18 protein-coding genes are annotated in these 21,662 nt (G+C 43.2%); 16 read left to right on the top strand and 2 right to left on the bottom strand.

Features of this window, described 5'->3' with window-relative positions:
* Window positions 1-176 precede the first annotated feature (176 nt).
* The gene (gene pcaU / locus BLP85_RS07630) at window positions 177-1,001 is read right to left on the bottom strand and encodes an IclR family transcriptional regulator PcaU (protein ID WP_143002180.1); all 825 of its coding nucleotides are present in this window, start codon (window positions 999-1,001) and stop codon (window positions 177-179) included.
* A gap of 281 nt (window positions 1,002-1,282) precedes the next feature.
* Between pcaU and BLP85_RS07625 the strand changes: the two genes are divergently transcribed.
* The 14 genes from BLP85_RS07625 (at window position 1,283) to BLP85_RS07560 (ending at window position 18,045) form a co-directional block, all read left to right on the top strand.
* Window positions 1,283-1,963: a 3-oxoacid CoA-transferase subunit A gene (locus BLP85_RS07625; RefSeq protein WP_092819527.1), complete on the top strand. Its 681-nt coding sequence runs from the start codon at window positions 1,283-1,285 to the stop codon at window positions 1,961-1,963.
* 13 nt (window positions 1,964-1,976) lie between these two features.
* Window positions 1,977-2,630 (top strand): 3-oxoacid CoA-transferase subunit B, encoded by a 654-nt coding sequence (locus BLP85_RS07620; RefSeq protein WP_092819526.1) that lies wholly within the window; start codon window positions 1,977-1,979, stop codon window positions 2,628-2,630.
* An 89-nt stretch (window positions 2,631-2,719) separates the two neighbouring features.
* The gene (pcaF, locus tag BLP85_RS07615; RefSeq protein WP_092819525.1) at window positions 2,720-3,925 is read left to right on the top strand and encodes a 3-oxoadipyl-CoA thiolase; all 1,206 of its coding nucleotides are present in this window, start codon (window positions 2,720-2,722) and stop codon (window positions 3,923-3,925) included.
* A 34-nt stretch (window positions 3,926-3,959) separates the two neighbouring features.
* The gene (locus tag BLP85_RS07610; protein ID WP_092819524.1) at window positions 3,960-5,315 is read left to right on the top strand and encodes a 3-carboxy-cis,cis-muconate cycloisomerase; all 1,356 of its coding nucleotides are present in this window, start codon (window positions 3,960-3,962) and stop codon (window positions 5,313-5,315) included.
* Between the two features lie 8 nt (window positions 5,316-5,323).
* Entirely contained in the window at window positions 5,324-6,100 is a 777-nt protein-coding gene (gene pcaD, locus BLP85_RS07605) for a 3-oxoadipate enol-lactonase (protein WP_228143273.1), read from the top strand.
* 42 nt (window positions 6,101-6,142) lie between these two features.
* Window positions 6,143-7,498 carry an MFS transporter gene (locus tag BLP85_RS07600; protein WP_092819522.1) on the top strand — a complete coding sequence of 452 codons (1,356 nt, stop codon included), beginning with the start codon at window positions 6,143-6,145 and terminating at the stop codon, window positions 7,496-7,498.
* A gap of 14 nt (window positions 7,499-7,512) precedes the next feature.
* Window positions 7,513-7,947 carry a 4-carboxymuconolactone decarboxylase gene (pcaC, locus tag BLP85_RS07595; protein ID WP_092819521.1) on the top strand — a complete coding sequence of 145 codons (435 nt, stop codon included), beginning with the start codon at window positions 7,513-7,515 and terminating at the stop codon, window positions 7,945-7,947.
* Window positions 7,948-7,973: 26 nt separating this feature from the next.
* On the top strand, window positions 7,974-8,699 hold the full coding sequence (pcaH, locus tag BLP85_RS07590) for a protocatechuate 3,4-dioxygenase subunit beta (RefSeq protein WP_092819520.1): 726 nt from the start codon (window positions 7,974-7,976) through the stop codon (window positions 8,697-8,699).
* Window positions 8,700-8,714: 15 nt separating this feature from the next.
* On the top strand, window positions 8,715-9,344 hold the full coding sequence (gene pcaG / locus BLP85_RS07585; protein WP_092819519.1) for a protocatechuate 3,4-dioxygenase subunit alpha: 630 nt from the start codon (window positions 8,715-8,717) through the stop codon (window positions 9,342-9,344).
* 149 nt (window positions 9,345-9,493) lie between these two features.
* The gene (gene aroD / locus BLP85_RS07580; RefSeq protein ID WP_092819518.1) at window positions 9,494-10,351 is read left to right on the top strand and encodes a type I 3-dehydroquinate dehydratase; all 858 of its coding nucleotides are present in this window, start codon (window positions 9,494-9,496) and stop codon (window positions 10,349-10,351) included.
* A gap of 44 nt (window positions 10,352-10,395) precedes the next feature.
* The gene (locus BLP85_RS07575) at window positions 10,396-11,856 is read left to right on the top strand and encodes a NosD domain-containing protein (protein ID WP_092819517.1); all 1,461 of its coding nucleotides are present in this window, start codon (window positions 10,396-10,398) and stop codon (window positions 11,854-11,856) included.
* A gap of 60 nt (window positions 11,857-11,916) precedes the next feature.
* Window positions 11,917-13,233, top strand: a complete 1,317-nt coding sequence (locus tag BLP85_RS07570) for a carbohydrate porin (protein ID WP_092819516.1) — start codon at window positions 11,917-11,919, stop codon at window positions 13,231-13,233.
* 179 nt (window positions 13,234-13,412) lie between these two features.
* On the top strand, window positions 13,413-15,842 hold the full coding sequence (locus BLP85_RS07565) for a glucose/quinate/shikimate family membrane-bound PQQ-dependent dehydrogenase (protein WP_092819515.1): 2,430 nt from the start codon (window positions 13,413-13,415) through the stop codon (window positions 15,840-15,842).
* A 94-nt stretch (window positions 15,843-15,936) separates the two neighbouring features.
* Window positions 15,937-18,045, top strand: coding sequence for a TonB-dependent receptor (locus tag BLP85_RS07560; protein WP_092819514.1), 2,109 nt, complete (start codon window positions 15,937-15,939; stop codon window positions 18,043-18,045).
* A 352-nt stretch (window positions 18,046-18,397) separates the two neighbouring features.
* On the opposite strand, the gene BLP85_RS07555 is transcribed toward BLP85_RS07560, so the two are convergent.
* A protein-coding gene (locus BLP85_RS07555) for an IS3 family transposase (RefSeq protein WP_092819513.1) occupies window positions 18,398-19,536 on the bottom strand; the annotation gives its coding sequence in 2 pieces (ribosomal slippage) (window positions 18,398-19,278 and window positions 19,278-19,536; 1,140 coding nt in all).
* A 219-nt stretch (window positions 19,537-19,755) separates the two neighbouring features.
* Here BLP85_RS07555 and acuR point away from each other — a divergent pair.
* Window positions 19,756-20,400, top strand: a complete 645-nt coding sequence (acuR, locus tag BLP85_RS07550) for an acrylate utilization transcriptional regulator AcuR (protein WP_034616986.1) — start codon at window positions 19,756-19,758, stop codon at window positions 20,398-20,400.
* A gap of 83 nt (window positions 20,401-20,483) precedes the next feature.
* Window positions 20,484-21,461 (top strand): acrylyl-CoA reductase (NADPH), encoded by a 978-nt coding sequence (gene acuI, locus BLP85_RS07545; RefSeq protein WP_004647831.1) that lies wholly within the window; start codon window positions 20,484-20,486, stop codon window positions 21,459-21,461.
* The last annotated feature ends 201 nt before the right edge of the window (window positions 21,462-21,662 follow it).

Genomic DNA, 21,662 nt, shown 5'->3' with positions numbered 1-21,662 from the left:
CTGTTTTTATTTGGCAAGGAATGCTTGTTGGTTTCTTATTGGGTTCGGGTTTAGTTATGGCAGTATTAAATAAATTTACGGAATTAGTCCGACCTCATACCTAAATTGTCACTTAAACCTGAGTAGACTCGGGTAGCTATAATCTTTAAATCTTTGTGCAACAAAGCCTTGATAAATTATAAAATATTACGCAGTTCTCGAGCTGTTTCTTGGAGTAGAGGTAGAATATTTTGAACCAAATATTCCTTGGTTGTTCGCATGGTGGGGGAGACAATATTTAAGGCTGCGATCACTTTAGACCTATGGTCATAAATAGGAACAGCAAGCGCATGCACACCTAGCTCATGTTCTTCACATGAATAACACCAGTCAAATTCCTTGATCTCATGTAAAAGTTCTAGAAACTCCTCATTTTCAGTATGCGTATATTTGGTTAATCGTTGTAAAGGATACTTCTCTAGCCATTCAAGCTGTTCATTTAATTCTAAATGTGCCAATAGAATTTTTCCTGCAGAAGTTGCATGTGCGGGCAAACGATTACCAAGATGCAGGCCGTAAGGATTAACTCGGTCGGTTTGTTGATGGGCTGCACTGCGAGCAATTGTAATAGCCTCATATCCATCCAGTACCATAACCGAAAAAATTAAAGAGGTTTGGTTGGTCAGTAGATTAAGTAAGGGTTGAGAAATTTTAGGAAGCTGAGCGCCCCCAAGATAAGAACCTGAAAATTTTAAAATTTTAGGGGTTAGGTAGAAATAATGACCATCAGATTCTAAATAACCTAAATATTCAAGGGTAAGCAAGTGACGCCGTGCAGCAGCTCGTGTCATGCCTGTTCGTTCTGCTGCCATAGAAATATTTAAACGATGTCGGTCAGTACCAAAGCTGTCCAGAATCGCCATACCTTTACTGATACCGGCCACAAAATCTTCATGTCGAATGGTTTTTTTATTGTCTTTATTTAGAAGTAGCTTTTCAGTTTTTCTCAATTTCTCATTCATACTTAATATCCTGCATATTTTTTGTTTCTCTCTTAGTTTTTACTATAGCGTGAAATCAGACTAAAAAAATCAGGTTTTGTACGATAAGCAATAAAGTTGTTCGATAATCGAACGAAAACTAAACTTACCAACTAGCCTAAAACATAGAAATTATAAAAAATGAACATATAAGGAAATCGAACTAAAAAACTAGGGAATGTCGTTTTAGCTGAATCGTCCTCCAGTACAAGTTAGTTTTCCGCGCCTTTTCAAATTTGCATGATGCACAATGGAGTTATCTAATGATAGATAAAAGTGCGGCATCCCTCGAGGAAGTGCTCTCCCAAATCACCGACGGCTCAACCATCATGATTGGTGGTTTTGGTACAGCAGGACAACCTGCTGAACTAATTGATGGCTTAATTCAACTCGGTATTAAAGACCTCACCATCGTTAGCAACAATGCAGGCAATGGTGACTATGGTCTGGCAAAGCTGCTGAAAGCTGGTGCAGTAAAAAAAGTCATCTGTTCGTTCCCGCGTCAGTCCGATTCTTGGGTTTTCGACGAACTCTATCGTGCAGGAAAAATCGAATTGGAATTGGTGCCACAAGGCAATCTGGCCTGTCGTATTCAAGCAGCTGGTATGGGACTTGGTGCAGTTTTCACCCCAACAGGCTACGGCACCTTATTGGCCGAAGGCAAAGAAACCCGTCATATCGACGGTAAAGATTATGTGTTGGAATATCCAATCAAAGCCGACTTTGCTCTGATTAAAGCACAGCAAGGCGACCGTTGGGGCAATCTGGTTTACCGCAAATCGGCACGTAACTTCGGCCCGATTATGGCGATGGCCGCAGGCGTGACCATTGCACAAGTCTCTGAAGTGGTGGACTTAGGAGCTTTAGACCCTGAGCACATCATCACCGCAGGTATTTTTGTTCAACACGTGGTGCAGGTTCAACCTGAACCTGTTGCTGTGTAATCGGGAGAACATCATGAGCTATCAAAAACTCAGCCGTAACCAAATTGCAGAACGTGTGGCACAAGATATCCCCGATGGTGCGTATGTCAATCTCGGTATTGGCTTACCGACCAAGATTGCCAGCTACCTGCCTTCAGACAAAGACGTGTTCCTGCATTCTGAAAATGGTTTATTGGCTTTTGGTCCACCACCAGAAAAAGGCCAAGAAGACCCTGAACTGATCAACGCAGGCAAAGAATATGTAACCATGCTGCAAGGCGGCAGCTTTTTCCATCATGGTGATTCTTTTGCCATGATGCGTGGTGGGCATTTGGATATTGCAGTACTCGGTGCCTTTCAAGTGGCGGCGAATGGTGATTTGGCGAATTGGCATACCGGTGCACCAGATGCGATTCCTGCGGTGGGCGGTGCGATGGATTTAGCTGTAGGTGCCAAAAAAGTATTCATCACCACCGATCATGTCACCAAACAAGGTGAGCCAAAGATTGTGGCAGAGCTGACTTATCCAGCAACAGGGCTGAAATGTGTCGACCGTATTTACACAGATCTGTGTGTGATTGATGTTACGCCCGAAGGTTTAAAAGTGATTGAGAAAGTCGACGGTCTAAGCTTTGCAGAATTGCAGGCCATGACGGGTGCTCCACTGATGGATGCGACACAGGGATAATTAATCCCTCCCGACCTCCCTTTTTAAAGGGAGGAGTTTCCCCCTTTATTAAAGGGGGATTTAGGGGGGATTCAAAGGGAAAATGAAATATGAAAGACGCTTATATCATCGATGCTATCCGTACCCCATTCGGCCGTTATGCAGGTGGTTTAGCTCCAGTCCGTGCTGATGACTTGGGTGCAGTGCCGATTCAAGCACTGATGCAACGTAATCCCAGCGTGGATTGGAAACAAGTCGATGATGTGATCTACGGCTGTGCCAACCAGGCGGGTGAAGACAACCGCAATGTGGGGCGTATGTCAGCATTACTGGCGGGTTTACCGGTTGAAGTCCCAGCAACTACCATCAACCGTTTATGTGGTTCATCGTTGGATGCGATTGCCATGGCAGCGCGTGCGATTAAAGCCGGTGAAGCCAATATGATTATTGCAGGTGGTGTGGAAAGCATGTCACGTGCTCCCTTTGTGATGGGTAAATCAGAAACCGCCTATGGACGTAGCCAGAAGATTGAAGACACCACCATGGGCTGGCGTTTTATCAATCCGAAGCTGAAGGCGATGTATGGTGTAGAGACCATGCCGCAGACCGCAGAGAATGTGGCGCAACAATTTAATATTAACCGTGCTGATCAAGACCAGTTTGCCTTGACAAGTCAACAGCGTACAGCATCCGCGCAAGCTCAAGGCTTTTTTAAACATGAGATCATCCCAGTGAGCATTCCTCAGCGTAAGGGTGATCCGATTGTGGTGGATACCGATGAACATCCTCGTGCATCGACCACCTTGGAAGGTTTGGCGAAACTGAAGCCAGTCGTCACAGCAGAAGGCACCGTCACAGCGGGAAACGCGTCAGGCATCAATGACGGTGCGGCTGCTGTACTGATTGCTTCGGAACAAGCCGTCGAGCAGTACCAACTTAAACCACGTGCCAAGATTATTGCATCTACAGCAGTGGGGGTTGAACCTCGCATTATGGGCTTTGCTCCAGCACCAGCAATTAAGAAATTGCTGAAACAAGCTAATCTCACAATCGAGCAGATGGATGTGATTGAGTTGAATGAAGCCTTTGCGGCACAGGCACTGGCGGTTACCCGTGATTTAGGTCTGGCCGATGACACGACACAAGTGAATCCCAATGGTGGTGCGATTGCGATTGGTCATCCACTGGGTGCTTCAGGTGCACGCTTAGTGACGACTGCACTGAATCAATTGGAACAAACGGGTGGGACTTATGCCTTATGTTCAATGTGTATTGGTGTGGGGCAAGGCATTGCGCTGATTATTCAGCGCGTTTAATTGGATGAGCAAAGCGGATTAGGGAAAGACAAACATGAGCCAGTTATATGCCAGCTTATTTTACCAAAATGAAGTGACTGAAATTTTCAGTGATCGCGCTTTGGTCTCTTACATGATTCAAGCTGAAGTCGCGTTAGCGCAAGCTCAGGCTCAAGTGGGTGTCATTCCAGAATCTGCTGCAACCGCAATTTCAAACATTGCAGCAACTGCACTCGATCAGATTGATTTTGATGCTTTGGCTATGGCAACAGGCTTGGCGGGCAATATCGCGATTCCTTTTGTGAAGCAATTAACTGCAATTGTGAAACAAAACGATGAAGATGCTGCACGTTATGTACATTGGGGTGCAACCAGTCAAGACATTTTAGATACAGCCTGCATTTTGCAGTGCCGTGCGGCAATGACGCATGTTGAAACCTTAATTCAACAATGTTATCGCACAGCTTTGGCTCAAGCAGAACAGTATCGCTCACAAGTGATGATTGGGCGCACGTGGTTGCAGCAAGGTTTGCCCATTACCTTAGGTCATAAATTAGCACGTTGGGCTTCGGCCTTTCATCGTGATTTGGCCCGTATTGAAGCCATGAAAACGCGTGTGTTTACTGCTCAATTGGGTGGTGCAGTCGGTTCATTGGCTTCTTTGCAGAATCAAGGCACAGCAGTTGTACAAGCATTTGCAGCACAGTTACAACTTTCAGTTCCAAGCTGTACTTGGCATGGCGAGCGTGACCGTATTGTTGAAATCGCGAGCGTCTTAGCAATGGTGACAGGTAGCTTGGGCAAGATGGCACGTGACTGGTCTTTGATGATGCAAACTGAAATTGCTGAAGTGTTTGAGCCAACCGCAAAAGGTCGTGGTGGCTCATCCACTATGCCACATAAGCGCAATCCTGTCGCGGCGGCATCTGTATTGGCCGCAGCCAATCGTGTCCCTGTGTTGATGTCAAGTTTGTATCAAAGCATGGTGCAAGAACATGAGCGCAGTCTAGGGGGGTGGCATGCGGAATGGCTAGCATTGCCTGAAATTTTCCAACTCTGTGCTGGTGCTTTAGAGCGAACTTTGGATGTTTTACAAGGGATGCAAGTTAATGCAGAGAACATGCAGCGCAATTTGGAATGTACTCAAGGCTTGATTATGGCAGAAGCGGTGATGATGGCATTGGCGCCACACATCGGACGTTTACAGGCTCATCATTTGGTAGAGGACGCGTGTAAAACAGCTGTTGCAAAAGGCGTGCACTTAAGAGATGTGATTGCTGAATTGGATCAAGTTAAAGACTTATTTAGCGTAGCTCAGATTAACGACATTTTTAAACCCGAATCTTATCTTGGCAATATTCAAGACCAGATTGATGCGGTGTTGCAAGAAGCAAAAGGAGAGGCAAAGTGAATATCACGATGATCAATCGTCAAGGCAAGACTTTATCCGTTGCGATCAGTGGGCAAGAGAATGCGCCTGTGATTGTATTTTCAAACTCATTGGGTACAGATAAAGGTATGTGGCAGCCACAAGTTGCTGCTTTCGAACAACAGTTCAAAGTGGTGACTTATGACACGCGTGGTCATGGGCAAAGTGATGTGATTGAGCAGACCACTGTACAAAACCTTGCAGAAGATGTGATTGATATTCTGAACGGTTTAAACATTGAAAAAGCGCATTTTTGCGGGATTTCAATGGGCGGTATGACGGCTTTGTGGCTCGGTATTCACCATGCAGATCGTTTTCATAGCATTACCGTGGCAAACTCAGCAGCCAAAATTTGGACTGAAGAAGGTTGGAATGCACGTGCAGATGCTGTGACAGCCAATGGCTTAGCAGATTTGGTCGCGACTACGCATACGCGTTGGTTTAGTGAGCAGTTTGATTATCAACACGATGCTTTGGCGCAGCGCACCATTCAATCTTTAGCGACTACGCCAGCATGGGGCTATGCAGAATCTTGCCGAGCGCTCGCGCAAGCAGATTTATCTACTCAAATTGAACAGATTCAGATTCCAACTTTAGTAATTGCAGGGGCTTTGGATCCCGTAACGACAGTTGATGATGGCATTTTCATGCAACAACAGATTCAAAAGAGTGAACTCGCGGTGATTGACGCATCGCATCTTTCCAATATTGAACAACCTGAGCTGTTTAACCAAACCCTGACTCAGTTTATTGGAACGATTCAATAGTTTAAGGATTTTTAAAAGGACTTTCAGCCCAAGGAGGCAGGTATGGCGTCTCAGGAATACGCTACTCAAAAAACGAGTATAGATGCACAAGCACTGATTAATGATGCACCGATTAGCAAATATCAGTGGTTGATCGCAATTGTATGTTTTCTCATTGTTTTTGTTGACGGTATTGATACTGCGGCAATGGGTTTTATTGCTCCCGCTTTAGCACAAGACTGGGGGATAGACCGTTCGCAACTGGGTCCAGTCATGAGCGCAGCTTTAGGCGGTATGATTATTGGTGCGTTGGTGTCTGGTCCAACAGCTGACCGCTTTGGGCGCAAGATTGTTTTAAGTGTTTCGATGCTGATTTTTGGTGGTTTTACTCTGGCATCGGCATATGCAACTGACTTAAACACTTTAGTAGTACTGCGCTTTTTAACGGGTATTGGTTTGGGTGCTGCAATGCCGAATGCGACCACGCTATTTTCTGAATATTGCCCGCAGCGTTCACGTTCGTTACTCGTGACCTGCATGTTCTGTGGTTACAACTTGGGTATGGCGACGGGTGGTTTCATCAGCAGTTGGTTAATCCCAACCTTTGGTTGGCACAGTTTGTTTTTACTCGGCGGTTGGTCGCCACTGATTTTGATGATCTTGGTGATTTTCTTCCTGCCAGAATCCTATCGTTTCTTGATTGTGAAAGGTCGTGATAATGCCAAAGTTCATCAAATTTTGACGCGTATTGCACCGACGCAAGTACAGGGTGTCACTGAGTTTCATGTGCCAGAGGAAAAAACCGAAGGTACCGAGAAGAAAGGCGTATTTGGCATGCTGTTCTCTCAAAAATATGTCAAAGGGACGGTTTTGCTGTGGCTGACCTATTTCATGGGATTGGTGATGATTTACCTACTCACCAGTTGGTTGCCAACCTTAATGCGTGAAACAGGCACCACTATGGAACGCGCTGCATTTATCGGTGGTTTATTCCAGTTTGGCGGTGTACTCAGTGCTTTATTTATTGGCTGGGCAATGGATCGCTTCAATCCGAACCGTATTATTGCAGGTTTCTATTTTGTCGCTGGAATCTTCGCCTTCGCTGTGGGGCAGAGCTTAGCAAACCCGACATTACTTGCCATTTTAGTACTTTGCGCAGGTGTTGCGATTAATGGTGCGCAGTCGGCAATGCCAGCACTCAGCGCTCGGTTTTACCCGACGCAATGTCGTGCAACAGGTGTAGCTTGGATGTCTGGGATTGGGCGTTTCGGTGCGGTATTTGGCGCTTGGATTGGCGCAGTTTTACTGGGCAATGACTGGTCGTTTACTGCCATTTTAAGCCTGCTGTTAATTCCAGCAACAGCAGCGGCTGTCGCAATTTTTGTTAAATCACTGGTCGCACATACGGATGCAACTTAATTGAGGACTCTCCCATGAATGATGAACAACGCTATGAACAAGGGATCAAAGTCCGAACTGAAGTGCTGGGTGAAAAGCATGTGAATCGTTCGATCGAGAACCTGAATGATTTCAATGCTGATTTTCAAAACTTTATTAGCCGTTTTGCATGGGGTGAAGTGTGGTCTAGACCAGGTTTGCCGCGCCACACCCGAAGTCTAGTGACGATTGCAATTTTATTGTCTCTAGGTCGAGAAGACGAATTACGTATGCATTTACGTGCTTGTTTTAACAATGGTGTGACTAAGAATGACTTAAAAGAATTGATTCTGCACTGCTCACTGTATGCAGGTCTACCGGCAGCCAATGCAGCCATGCATATGGCAGAAGAGGTATTTGCAGATTTAGGCATTGCGCCACAAAAACTCAGTGAACTGCAATCTAATTCAGAACAAACCAACCAAGAGTAATGGAACAAAGTTAAGAGGGACGTCACATGTCGCAACTTATTTTAGGTGCTTATGCACAACGTAATACCGATGATCATCCGCCAGCATATGCACCCGGCTATAAAACCAGTGTGTTACGCTCGCCAAAAAATGCATTGATCTCAATTGCAGAAACCTTAACTGAAGTGACTGCACCGCATTTTAGTGCGGATCAGTTTGGTTCTAAAGATAACGATTTGATTTTGAACTATGCCAAAGACGGTTTACCAATTGGTGAGCGTATTGTAGTTCATGGTTTTGTCCGCGATCAGTTTGGTCGTCCAGTCAAAAATGCTTTGCTAGAAGTGTGGCAAGCCAATGCTTCAGGTCGTTATCGCCATCCAAATGACCAGTTTATTGGTGCAATGGACCCGAACTTTGGTGGTTGTGGCCGCATGATGACGGATGCCAACGGCTATTTTGTATTCCGTACCATTAAACCAGGTCCGTACCCTTGGCGTAACCGTATCAATGAATGGCGTCCAGCGCATATCCATTTCTCTTTAATTGCCGATGGTTGGGCGCAACGCCTTATTTCTCAGTTCTATTTTGAAGGTGATCCATTAATTGACAGCTGTCCGATTATTAAAACCATTCCTTCGGAAGAACAACGTCGTGCGCTGATTGCCCTTGAAGATAAGAGCAACTTTATTGAAGCAGACAGTCGTTGTTATCGTTTTGACATCACTTTACGTGGTCGTCGTGCGACATATTTCGAAAATGATTTGACTTAATTCAGGGAGAACAACATGAACAATTGGAACTTTCAAGAATTGCATGAAACTCCATCTCAAACAGGTGGACCATATGTACACATTGGTTTGTTGCCACAACAAGCCAACATCGAAGTGTTTGAAAATAACTTCAACAATCAGTTAGTCCAAGAAAAGACTTTAGGTGAACGTATTCGCTTGGAAGGTCAGGTGTTTGATGGCTTAGGTTTACCATTACGTGATGTATTGATTGAAATTTGGCAAGCTGATGCCAATGGCGTGTATCCAAGTGCGGCTGACATTCAAGGCAAAGCAGTCGACCCTAATTTCCTTGGTTGGGGACGTACAGGCGCAGACTTCGAAACAGGTTTCTGGAGTTTTAATACCATTAAGCCGGGTGCTGTTCCAGGCCGTAAAGGCACAACTCAAGCTCCGCATATTGCACTGATCATTTTTGCACGTGGCATCAATATTGGCTTAAACACGCGTGTTTACTTTGATGATGAAGCGGAAGCAAATGCACAAGATCCTGTGCTCAAAGGCATTGAATGGGCACCACGTCGTCAGACTTTAATTGCTAAGCGCGAAGAGCGTGATGGTGAAGTGGTTTATCGCTTTGACATTCGCATTCAAGGCGAAGATGAAACGGTGTTTTTAGATATCTAAGTTGATTCAGTTCAATGCAGAACACTTTGCACAGGCTCGATAGATAAAAGTTTATACGTGGTGATGGTATGCCCCATTTCATTCATCTCACGTATGTTTACCATTGATGACAGAAGTCAGGCAATAGTTTGAAAATACAAGGAAATGTAATGATGACAATCAAAAAATTAGCAATGCAACTCTACTTAAGCAGTGCTGTTATCGCAGCAATGCCAGCATTTGGAGCTGAAGTGGCTCAATCAAACGCACAGCACTATATGGTGAAAAACGTCAATATTGGCGACTTACCTGTTAAAACCATCGTACCCATTACCGCAAAAACGGCTGAACAAGCGATTGCACAAGCCAAAGTGATTGCCAGCAATCCAGATGTGGACCTGGCTGAGTTCCGTATCGATTTACTCGAATTTTCTGCCGACACTAAAAAAGTCATCGCATTGGGTCAGCAGCTGAATCAAATTTTAAAAGACAAACCGTTGATCGCGACCATTCGTACCCATAATGAAGGCGGAAAAATGACAGTGTCTGACCAAGACTATGAAAAAATTTATCGTGAATACCTGAAAAAGCCATTTATGCAATTGCTGGATATTGAAATGTTCCGTGATGCAGGTAGTGTGGCGAAATTAATCAAATTGGCGCATGACAAGAAGGTGTTGGTGATCATGTCGAATCATGATTTTGCAAAAACACCTGAGCAAGAAGACATTGAAAACCGTCTGCTAAAACAAGATCAGATGGGTGCCGACATTTTGAAAATTGCGGTAATGCCAAAGTCAAAACAAGATGTCTTTACCCTCATGAATGCCACCTTTGCCGTCAGCCAAAAAAGTCAAAAACCACTACTGACCATGTCGATGGGGCAGTTGGGCACCATTTCACGTGTGGCGACTGCCAACATGGGCGGTAGCCTAAGTTTTGGCATGATTGGTGAAGCCTCTGCACCGGGTCAAATTGATGTGACTCAACTCAAACAGTTGCTGAAAACTGTACAACCAACCCCTTAACGCACTGCGTTATTCATGTTCAAGGATAGAAAAGGATTTAAAATATGAAACCATCAACTTTACGTTTGACCACATTGGTTTTGAGTTTAGCGGCATCAGGTTTGGCCAGTGCAGAAACTTATATTGTGGATCGTTATCAGGACGATAGTGCAAAAGGTTCACTGCGTTGGGCGATTGAACAATCGAATGCCAATGCGACGCAAGAAAATGAAATTCACATCCAAGCTGTGGGGCAAGCCCCCTATGCAATTAAACTAAATCAGCCTTTGCCGCCAATTAAGTCTTCAGTGAAGATCATCGGGATGCAATGGGACAAAACAGGCGAGTTTATTGCGATTGATGGTTCAAATTATATTAAAGGTGAGGGTGCGAAAGCGTGTCCGGGGGCAAACCCTGAACAGTTTGGCACCAACGTCCGTACCATGAGTTTGCCGGGTCTGGTGCTGCAAGATGTCAATGGCGTGACTTTAAAAGGTCTCGATATCCACCGTTTCTGTATCGGTGTCCTGATTAACCGTTCGAGCAACAACTTAATTCAGCATAACCGTATCAGTAATAACTACGGTGGTTCAGGCGTGATGTTGACGGGTGATGATGGTAAGGGCAATCCAACCTCAACCACCACCAATAACAACAAAGTTTTGAACAACTTGTTTGTAGATAATGGCGATGGTTTAGAACTCACCCGTGGCGCGGCATTTAACCTTGTGGCCAACAACTTATTTACTTCAACCAAAGCCAACCCAGAGCCATCTCAAGGCATTGAAATCCTGTGGGGTAATGACAATGCGGTGGTCGGCAACAAATTTGAAAACTACTCCGATGGTTTGCAAATTAACTGGGGCAAGCGCAATTACATTGCCTATAACGAACTGACCAATAACTCAATTGGTTTTAACCTTACGGGTGATGGCAACATTTTTGACAGCAATAAAGTCCATGCTAACCGTCTTGGCATTGCAATACGTTCAGAAAAAGATGCCAATGCCCGCACAACCTTGACCAAAAACTTAATTTGGGACAATGGTAAAGATATTAAGCGTTGTGAAGCAGGTGGTTCTTGTGTACTCAATCAGCGCTTAGGGGCAATTGTGTTTGCTGTACCTGCGCTAGAACATGCAGGCTTTGTCGGTTCTCGTGGTGGCGGTGTAGTGATTGAAGCAGCGAAACTGCAAAAAACCTGTACCCAGCCAAACGAGCAAGGCTGTAATGCCATGCCAAACCAAAACATTCAAGCGCCACGTTTAAGCTATAGCAAAGGTCAAGTCACTGCTACAGTTCAAGCACAGCCAAATCAACGCTACCACGTTGAATTCTTTGCCAACCGTCAAGCGAATGCTCAAGAAGCTGAACAGTATTTAGGAATGCAAGTTTTAACAACCAATGCACAAGGTCAGGGTCAAGCAACATGGAAAGTGGCAAGTGGTATGGCGAATGTCACCGCGAATGTCACAGACCACTTGGGCGCAACTTCTGAACTAAGTCCAGCCGTTCGCATTAAATAATAAAAACCGCATGGAAAGCTCACCTGAGTTGAGCTTTCCTCACAGAAAAGGATGTTTGGTATGCAACAACTATTAAAACTAGGCACATTATCTTTGGCACTTTTAACTTGCCAATTGGCTTCAGCCAATGAGTTTTATTCGGCAGACCGCCAATGGTTATTGGGTGATTGGAACGGTGAACGGAAGCAACTGGAAGATCAAGGTTATAAATTTACCGCTGCAATTATGAGTCAGGCGGCAACCAATTTGGCAGGTGGTTATAACGATGACAATACTCTGGAAAATGCGGGACAACTGACTTTAGGCGCTAATTTCGATTTGAGTAAAATTGCAGGTTGGGAAAATACTACAGCAGGCTTAATGATTACCAAACGTGATGGTAACTCATTAACTTTAGAACGGATTAAAGACCCGCGTGCCAGCACATTGGGAAATACCCAAGAAATTTACGGGCGTGGCAAGATCTGGCGCTTAACTCAGGCTTGGATCAAAACAGGATTTGATGATAACCGTGTTCAATTCAAGATTGGACGTATGGGCATGTCGGATGACTTTAACAGCTCACAATGTGAATTCCAGAACTTACTGCTTTGTGGCGGTCAGTTAGGTAAATCAATTGGTTCAATCTGGTACAACTGGCCTGTAGGACTCTGGGGTACCAATATTAAATACCAATTTGCACCTGCATGGTCACTTGGTTTGGGCGTATATGAAGTCAATCCAGACAATGTGAAAACACAATCGAATAGTGATGGTTTTAACCTTGATATGGACAATGTTGAGGGTGCCACCATTCCTGTAGAGTTGGCTTGGAAACCAAAGTTAGCCGCGTTTAATAGCTTGCCTGGTGAATATAAAGTAGGTGCACTGTATTCCACTGCCGAAGCAAAAGATATACGCAGTGGCGAAATGCAAGATGGTAAATACAGTTTTTGGTTGAATGCGCAACAGCAACTCACACAGCATGGGGCAGATCCGAAGCGTGGTTTATACATTAGCTTTAATGGCGTCGTGAATGATAAGGCCACAACATTTGTAGAAAGTACACAACAACTCGCGCTTTGGTACAAAGGACCTTTCGATAGTCGCCCGAATGATTCCATCGGTTTTGGCTTAGCCAATTATGTCGTGAATGATCGTGCGACGGACAAGCAAATCGCCACCAATGAAGGTCGTGGTTATTACAGTTACGATGCCATTGCCAGCGACTACGTCCCGATACAACGTGACGAGCTGAATGTCGAACTGAACTATACCTACCAATGGTCCCCAGCGGTCATGCTCAGACCAAACTTGCAATACATCTACCAACCAACAGGGGTTAAAGAAGTAGAGGACGCGTGGGTCGCAGGTTTAAGTATGAAAGTTAATTTTTAACAGCACTTAGATTGTGAAAATGATTAAAATATAAACAGTAGTGCTGTTTTGTTTAAACACTTAAGTCATGGCTTTCGTAACCCAGTTGCGAAAGCACAAGAATTTATTCGTGAAGATAAATGATACTCAAAGGAGAGAGGGAGTGGTCATTTAAACGCACGGCACTTGGAGTAAGATGTATGTCTGAAGCTCAATCTAAGCTAGGAGCCATATTTAAAATATGGTGCTTTATCCTAGGCTTGGCCTTATTGTTAACAGGCCTATTTTATTTAATTGGTGGCGGAAAGCTCATCAGTTTAGGTGGCTCTTGGTACTTTTTTATTGCAGGCTTAGTGACGATCGTTTCAGCGATTTTCATTTTTCGAAAAAAAGCCCTTGGGGTCGGATTATTCTGTTTAGTCTTTATTGGTACTGTCATTTGGGCATTGATTGATACTGGCTTTGAATTCTGGCCACTACATTCACGCTTAATGTTCCCCGCAGGCTTATTTGCTGCTGTGTTATTCACATTGCCATCCATTCGTAAATACCAGCAACAGACAGCAATGTCAGCACCAGCTTATGTGGTGGGGGGATTGACTGTTTTGGGTATGTTCGGTGGTTTATACGGTATGTTCATTCCACATCCAACCGTTCAAGCATCGGGTGAGGAATTGCCACTTGTACCCGTTGAACCAGGTAAACAGCAAGTGAATTGGGATCATTACGGTAGTGATGCAGGCGGTAGCCGTTTCGCTGCACTCGACCAAATTAACCGTAATAACGTATCTAAGTTAAAAGAAGCTTGGCGTTTCCAAACGGGGGATATGACCACAGGTTCGGGTAATGGTGCAGAAGATCAAATGACACCATTACAGGTCGGCAATAAAGTCTTTTTATGTACCCCGCATAACAACATGATTGCTTTGGATGCGGACACAGGTAAACAAATCTGGAAAGCCGAAGTCAACTCTAAAGCCGATGCTTGGGAGCGTTGCCGTGGCGTTGCTTATTTTGATTCGACGCAAGCATTGGTACAGCCAACCTTGGCAGGCGCAACCGCCGTAACCGCAGTCGCGACCAATACAGCTTGCCCTCGTCGTGTATATACCAATACACCTGATGGTCGTTTAATTGCAGTCAATGCCGATACAGGTGAGCGTTGTAAAGACTTTGGTATCGATGGTACGGTAAATTTACTTGAAGGCTTAGGTGATGGCACCAAAGCACCACGTTTTGAAGTGACTTCAGCACCGACTATTGCAGGTACGTCGATTGTCATTGGCAGCCGTATTGCCGATAACGTAGGTGCAGACATGCCGGGTGGTGTAATTCGTGCATACGATGTCATTACAGGTAAACTGCGTTGGGCGTTCGATCCGCGTAATCCAGATCCGAACTATGTGTTAAAACCAGGTGAAACTTATAAACGTAGTTCAGCCAACTCATGGGCGGCAATATCTTATGATCAACAAATGAATACGGTGTTCTTACCAATGGGAAGTTCATCAGTTGACCTTTGGGGTGCAAACCGTCAACCCTTAGATCATAAATACAATACTTCGGTATTGGCACTTGATGCGACCACAGGTAAAGAAAAGTGGGTCTATCAAACAGTTCATAATGATTTATGGGACTTTGACTTGCCAATGCAACCAAGTTTAGTCGATTTTCCACTGAAAGATGGTTCGACTAAACCTGCTGTAGTCATTGGTACCAAGTCTGGTCAGTTCTTTGTACTTGACCGTGTCACAGGTAAACCATTGACCAAAGTCATTGAACAACCTGTTAAAGCTGCAGATATTCCAAATGAACAATACAGTTTGACCCAACCGCGTTCTATTGAAATGCCACAAATTGGTAATCAAACGCTGACTGAATCAGATATGTGGGGTGCTACGCCATTTGATCAATTGATGTGTCGTATCAATTTTAAATCGATGCGTTATGAAGGTCTATTTACAGCACCGGGTACTGATGTTTCATTGAGCTTTCCAGGTTCACTGGGTGGCATGAACTGGGGTTCTATTGCTTTCGATCCAACGCATCGATATATGTTTGTGAATGACATGCGTTTAGGGCTTTGGATTCAGTTGATCAAACAAACTCCTGAAGACTTGGCGATTCAAGCCAATGGCGGTGAGAAAGTAAATACTGGTATGGGTGCAGTACCAATGAAAGGCACACCATATAAAGTCAACAAAAACCGTTTCTGGTCAGCTTTAAGTATTCCTTGTCAAAAACCACCATTTGGTACCATGACTGCAATTGATATGAAAACTCGTCAAATTGCATGGCAGGTTCCGTTGGGTACTGTAGAAGATACAGGTCCTATGGGCATCAAAATGGGCTTAAAAGCACCGATTGGCATGCCAACCATTGGTGGTCCAATGGCAACACAGGGTGGTTTGGTGTTCTTTGCAGCAACACAGGATTACTACTTACGCGCCTTCAATTCATCTAATGGTGAAGAATTGTGGAAAGCCCGTTTACCTGTGGGTAGTCAGGGTACGCCAATCAGCTACATTTCACCAAAAACAGGGAAGCAATATGTGGTTGTTTCCGCGGGTGGAGCACGTCAGTCACCTGATCATGGCGATTATGTGATTGCGTATAGCTTAGGCGAATAATCAACAAGAAGACACGGAAAGCCCTTCGGTACTAGAGGGGCTTTTTACACTCTACCAGATGATAAGAAAAGGATATCTTGTGAGATTACTGAATATGACTCCATTTCCCTTTCAATATGCATTATTGACTGCTGTGATATTGCAGTCGATGGCACTACATGCGCAAGACACTACCGAATACCAGCAACTTCCTGTAATTAAAGTGCAAGCGGTGCGTACTGATAGTGAATTGTTACAGACGCCAGCCACTATACAGAAAATTCAAGCGCCGCAGATGCAAGAAAATACCAATGTAAATCTTTCTGAACTACTGCAAGGTGTCGCGGGCTTACAAATCAATAATCGTGAAAATTACGCGCAAGATTTGCAAATTTCCATGCGTGGCTTTGGGGCTCGTTCTACTTTTGGTGTGCGGGGCATACGCCTGTATGTCGATGGCATTCCTGCCACCATGCCCGACGGTCAGGGGCAAAGTTCCAATATTGACTTAGACAGCTTGGACAATATTGAAGTTTTGACAGGTCCATTTTCTGCCATTTATGGTAACTCATCGGGTGGGACCATTCTAACTGAAACCAGAGAAGGACAAGAGAAAGACTCGATTCAAGTGGGTCTAAATGCAGGCAGCCACCATAAACAACAAGCCAATATCCAAGTGCAAGGTGGTTCAGACCAAGCCCGTCAGCCCGCCTATGTGATCAGTTCTTCCTATTTTGATACGGATGGTTTCCGTGATCATAGCGCTGCGAAAAAAGTGTTGAATAATGCCAAGCTCACTTGGAATCTGGAGGATGGTAGTAAGATTAATTGGCTCATAAACCGTACAAAAATTGAGGCAGATGATCCTCAAGGCTTAAACCGTGCGCAATGGCAAGCCAATCCGAAGCAAGTGAATGATGCTAAAAATATTTATGATGTACGTAAAGAAATTGAACAAACCCAAACAGGGTTGACATGGAACAAACCCCTGAATGATCAGCAAGAGTTGTATAGCATGGTCTATTTTGGCAATAGACAGGTTGTGCAATATCAGTCGATCCCGAGCAGTGCCCAAAAAAATCCACGTCATGCTGGTGGCGTGATCGATTTTAATCGGGACTATTATGGTGCAGACTTCCGTTGGATGGGGAAAGAGCTCTTGTCGAATACTACATTTATTGCAGGTTTGGCATTTGACCAAATGCGGGAAGATCGTCAAGGGTATGAAAACTTTGATGCGACAGGGCGTTATGGTTTGAAAGGTGAGTTACGTCGTGATGAAATCAATACCTTGTGGAATCTCGATCCTTACATCCAAGCCTCATGGCAGTTTTTACCACAACGGCATTTAGATGCAGGTTTACGCTATAGCAATGTCAATTATGAGTCTGAAGATCATTACATCACCACAGGCAATGGTGATGACAGTGGTTCAATAGATTATCAAAAGTTACTTCCAACTGTCGCTTTAGGTTGGGAAATTTTACCCGAGCTTTATGCCTATACCAGTTATGGCAAAGGCTTCGAAACACCAACCTTTACCGAGATGGCTTATCCTACAGTAGGGACTTCAGGCATTAACTTTAATTTAAAACCTGCGACCAGTGATACCACAGAACTTGGATTAAAATCGCAGAATACATTAGGGCTGTTTGCTTTTGCTTTATTTCATACTGAAACTAAAAATGACATTGTGCCTGACGATGCCAATGGCGGACGTAGCACATTCCGTAATGCAGAAAAAACCTTACGTAAAGGTTTAGAGTTATCGTGGCAAAAACAGCTCTGGCAAGCACTCAATGTTCGAACCAGTTATAGTTATTTAGATGCGACTTTTGATGCTGATATTCCAGCGACCACAACCAAACCGCTGATACAAAAAGGAACATACATTCCTGGTATTGCCAAGAATCAAGCTTTTGTAGGCTTGGCATGGCAACCTGGGCAGGGCTTTCATGCAGGCTTGGAAGCACGTTATATGGACAAAATTTATGTCGATGATATCAATTCCGATACTGCACCAAGTTATACCGTTGTTGCAGCAAATGTTGGCTATTTGTGGGTCAATAAAGACTGGAAAGTAAATACTTATGCACGAGTCGATAATTTGTTTGACCGTAACTATATTGGCTCAGTAATTGTAAATGATAGCAATAGCCGTTTCTTTGAGCCCGCAGATCGAAGGAATTTTAATGTGGGGCTATCGATAAAGAAAGTATTCTAACATAGCAGTAAATGGATTAATGCACCTGTAAGCCAGTGGACAATAAGATACATCACTGGAGAGATTAATATTGTTGTGAATCTCTCCAGTGAAGTTGCGCCAACGGCTGAGTTATGTAGGGCGCAATCTTGGATATCCTAATTAACTTATGTTCACCTAGAATCTAGTTCACAATTAAATTTATGTTTAATAAACAATAAATTTAATTACTTAAAGCACTAAAGTGATAAATTATAAAATATTTGGTTCATGAACCTAGCTATGAATACATATTCTCCTACTAAAAAGATCTTAATAATAGACTCAGTTTTTCTGGGTGGACTGCTCCCAGTATCCTAGACACGAGACAGCCTCATTTTGAAGCTGCCTCAAAGGCTTCTGGACTCATCCCATCGAGATGCGAATGACGCCTGATTCGATTGTAAAACATCTCGATGTAATCAAACACATCTGCACGAGCCATTTCTCGTGTTTTGTAGATCCTCTTTTTAATTCTTTCCTTCTTTAAGCTGCTAAAAAAGGATTCAGCAACGGCATTATCCCAACAGTTTCCTCTACGGCTCATGCTGGGTATTAAGTTATGTTTCTGACAGAATTTCTGCCAGTCTCTACTGCTGTATTGGGAGCCTTGGTCAGAGTGTATGATCACAGGTTCATTTGGCCTACGTCGCCATACCGCCATAAGAAGTGCATCCAAAACGATATCCTTGGCAAGCGTAGGTTTCATTGACCAACCGATGACTTTTCTCGAATATAAATCAAGAACCACAGCCAGATATAACCAGCCTTGCCATGTGCGAATGTAAGTTATATCAGTCACCCAAGAAGTATCAGGTGTGTTTACAATAAACTCTCGATTTAAATGGTTAGGTAGCACAATCTGAGGACGACCACGACCATAGCTTTTATGTTTCTTATATCCTCGAACAGCGGCAATACCATTGTTCTTCATGATCTTCAGCACACGATTGGGCCCGCAGCTTTCACCCAATTCTTTTAGATCTAGCGTAATGCGACGATAACCATAGATGCCATAGCTGGCATCATAAGAAGAACGGATGAGCTGTAATAACCGCTTATCTTCAATAGTCCTGCCTGATTCGGGTTCATGCAACCAGGCATAGTAACCAGCACGAGCGATCTTAAGGACCCGACACATCGTTTTAATCTTAAATTGATGGCTGTATTCCAGGATAAACTGATACTTTACTCGGGCAGGCTTGCAAAGTACCTTGCGGCCTTTTTTAGAATATCCCGTTCCTCTTCAGTCTGTTTAAGCTGACTTTTAAGACGTAGGATTTCTTTCTTTGCTTCGAGTAGTTCATGTTCATCAGAGTTGTTACGTAAAGGCTGTAGCGCCTTTAGCCATTTATAAATGCTGTGTTGTGATACGCCTAAACGTTCTGCTACATCAGTGACAGAATATCCACGTTCGGTAATCAATTTAACAGCTTCATCTTTAAATTCTGGGGTATATCTTTGTCCACTCATAAGGTTCTCTCCTATGCAAAAAGAATAGACGAAATTTGTCTAGGAGAGTGGTGGCAGTCCATCTGCTACCACAGAGAGTCTATAAATAATAGTGCGTAAGTCCTAATTTATATAAAAGGCTAAGTTCTCCCAGCAAAGAAATAGATGCCGTTTAGATAAAATTTTCAATCAAATAATCTTATTGTTGATATTTCTAGTCACATAGTCTATTTTCATTATATGAATTATTCTTCTTTACCCAAAAGACCACGTGGTCGACCAACCAAACACGGTTGTAACTATGCAGACACCAAAGAAGTGTTAATCCGCCGAGGTATCGAGTTACTGACCGAACGTGGAATGAATGCTATGAGCTTGGACGATCTCATGAAATCAGTTCAAGTTCCTAAAGGGTCTTTCTACCATTATTTTGCAAATAAAGAGGCTTTTATTTTAGAAGTCTTAGATGCTTATGAACTTTATTTTGTGAAGCGATTGAATAAGTTTTTAAATCAAACTGATCTTTCCTCACTAGAAAAGCTGCAAAATTTTGTAAAAGATGCGGGTGAAAAAATGCAAAAATATGATTTTAAACGAGGTTGTATTTTAGGTAACTTAGGACAAGAAGTGTCGTATTTGCCTCAAGAAATCATTGCCCGAATCGAAAGTATCTTTAAGGTATGGGAGAAATTAGTTTCTGATTGCCTACATCAGTCAAATTCACAATATAGCCTAGCTGATTGCGATGAAGCTGCTTATCAGTTTTGGATTGGGTGGGAAGGTGCAGTTCTAAGAGCACGTTTGGTCAAATCAACAAGTCCCTTACATGCATTTTATCGCTTGTTTACTTTAGCTGTAAAACAACAAAATCACGTAAAAAGTTAATTAAAAAAATAAATGCAGACGTCTGTATTTATTTTTTTAATTAATTCTAGACAAGCAGTCTAATTAAATAGAGAGGAAGTTCTATGTACAAAGGTATTGTAATTACTAAAGATGAAGCAGGTTACACATCACAAATTACTGAGATTGCATCAAAGCCTTTACAAGAAGGAGAGGTTAGAGTCGAAGTCAAATATTCAACACTCAATTATAAAGATGCTTTAGCCATTACTGGGCGTTCACCAGTGGTGCGTAGTTTTCCTTTGACCCCAGGCATCGATTTTTCGGGTGTTGTGATTGAATCAAAACATCCAGCATGGAAAGAAAGAGATGAAGTTCTACTGAATGGTTGGGGAGTGGGTGAAAAGTATTTTGGAGGGCTAGCCGAGCAAGTCACTGTTTCTGGTGATTGGCTCATACAAAAACCTTCTGCTTTTTCTTTTAAAGATACGATGGTTATTGGTACAGCAGGTTATACCGCAATGTTGTGTGTCATGGCTTTACAAAAGCATGGTATTAAACCAAGTGATGGAAAAATTTTAGTGACAGGTGCAAATGGTGGAGTAGGTAGTATTGCCATTATTATTTTGAATCATCTTGGTTATGAGATTACAGCTTCAACTGGTCGACCTCAAGAGTCAGAATATTTAACCTATCTAGGAGCGAGTGAAATTATTGATCGTATTGAATTATCTTCCCCAGGAAAGCCATTAAACAAAGAAGTTTGGGCTGGCGTAATTGATACTGTTGGAAGCCATACTTTAGCCAATGCATGTGCTAGTACAAAATATCGTGGTGCAGTTGCTGCGTGTGGTTTGGCAGGCGGAATGGATTTTCCAGCAACAGTTGCTCCATTTATTCTAAGAGGGATTACCTTATATGGAATTGATAGCGTGATGGCACCAATCGAATTAAGAAAAGAAGCATGGGAACGTTTGGCTACAGAATTAGATCAAACAAAATTAGAAACAGTAACTACTGAAATTCAGTTAACAGATGCTTTAAATATTTCAAATGAAATTTTAGATGGAAAAATTCGAGGTAGAGTTGTTGTACAGATATAGTTCAACAAAATGAGTTGTGGGACTGTTCTAAATTTTGTGTAAGTACTTAATTTTCATTTATCCTACTGAGGATAATAAAAAGAGGTACTTCACATGGATAAAGCTAGGCAGAGTAAAACTTGAAGTGCGACATAAACCACCTAATTAATTTAAAGGGTTTATGGAGTATATAAAATTGTCATACCATCATCTTAACTTTGA

It is taken from the genome of Acinetobacter kookii, from assembly GCF_900096895.1.
GTDB classification, from domain to species: Bacteria; Pseudomonadota; Gammaproteobacteria; order Pseudomonadales; family Moraxellaceae; genus Acinetobacter; species Acinetobacter kookii.
Note: the sequence above shows the minus strand (reverse complement) of the source record. Positions and strands in the feature narration are given on the sequence as shown.

Bases quoted from the DNA above. Each gene is read 5' to 3' on its own strand.
- aroD (WP_092819518.1), top strand. From the start codon at position 9,494: ATGATGACAATCAAAAAATTAGCAATGCAACTCTACTTAAGCAGTGCT.
- BLP85_RS07625 (WP_092819527.1), top strand. From the start codon at position 1,283: ATGATAGATAAAAGTGCGGCATCCCTCGAGGAAGTGCTCTCCCAAATC.
- BLP85_RS07610 (WP_092819524.1), top strand. From the start codon at position 3,960: ATGAGCCAGTTATATGCCAGCTTATTTTACCAAAATGAAGTGACTGAA.
- pcaC (WP_092819521.1), top strand. From the start codon at position 7,513: ATGAATGATGAACAACGCTATGAACAAGGGATCAAAGTCCGAACTGAA.
- pcaD (WP_228143273.1), top strand. From the start codon at position 5,324: ATGATCAATCGTCAAGGCAAGACTTTATCCGTTGCGATCAGTGGGCAA.
- BLP85_RS07570 (WP_092819516.1), top strand. From the start codon at position 11,917: ATGCAACAACTATTAAAACTAGGCACATTATCTTTGGCACTTTTAACT.
- BLP85_RS07565 (WP_092819515.1), top strand. From the start codon at position 13,413: ATGTCTGAAGCTCAATCTAAGCTAGGAGCCATATTTAAAATATGGTGC.
- BLP85_RS07600 (WP_092819522.1), top strand. From the start codon at position 6,143: ATGGCGTCTCAGGAATACGCTACTCAAAAAACGAGTATAGATGCACAA.
- pcaU (WP_143002180.1), bottom strand. From the start codon at position 1,001: ATGAATGAGAAATTGAGAAAAACTGAAAAGCTACTTCTAAATAAAGAC.
- acuR (WP_034616986.1), top strand. From the start codon at position 19,756: ATGAATTATTCTTCTTTACCCAAAAGACCACGTGGTCGACCAACCAAA.
- pcaF (WP_092819525.1), top strand. From the start codon at position 2,720: ATGAAAGACGCTTATATCATCGATGCTATCCGTACCCCATTCGGCCGT.
- acuI (WP_004647831.1), top strand. From the start codon at position 20,484: ATGTACAAAGGTATTGTAATTACTAAAGATGAAGCAGGTTACACATCA.
- BLP85_RS07575 (WP_092819517.1), top strand. From the start codon at position 10,396: ATGAAACCATCAACTTTACGTTTGACCACATTGGTTTTGAGTTTAGCG.
- BLP85_RS07560 (WP_092819514.1), top strand. From the start codon at position 15,937: ATGACTCCATTTCCCTTTCAATATGCATTATTGACTGCTGTGATATTG.
- pcaH (WP_092819520.1), top strand. From the start codon at position 7,974: ATGTCGCAACTTATTTTAGGTGCTTATGCACAACGTAATACCGATGAT.
- BLP85_RS07620 (WP_092819526.1), top strand. From the start codon at position 1,977: ATGAGCTATCAAAAACTCAGCCGTAACCAAATTGCAGAACGTGTGGCA.
- pcaG (WP_092819519.1), top strand. From the start codon at position 8,715: ATGAACAATTGGAACTTTCAAGAATTGCATGAAACTCCATCTCAAACA.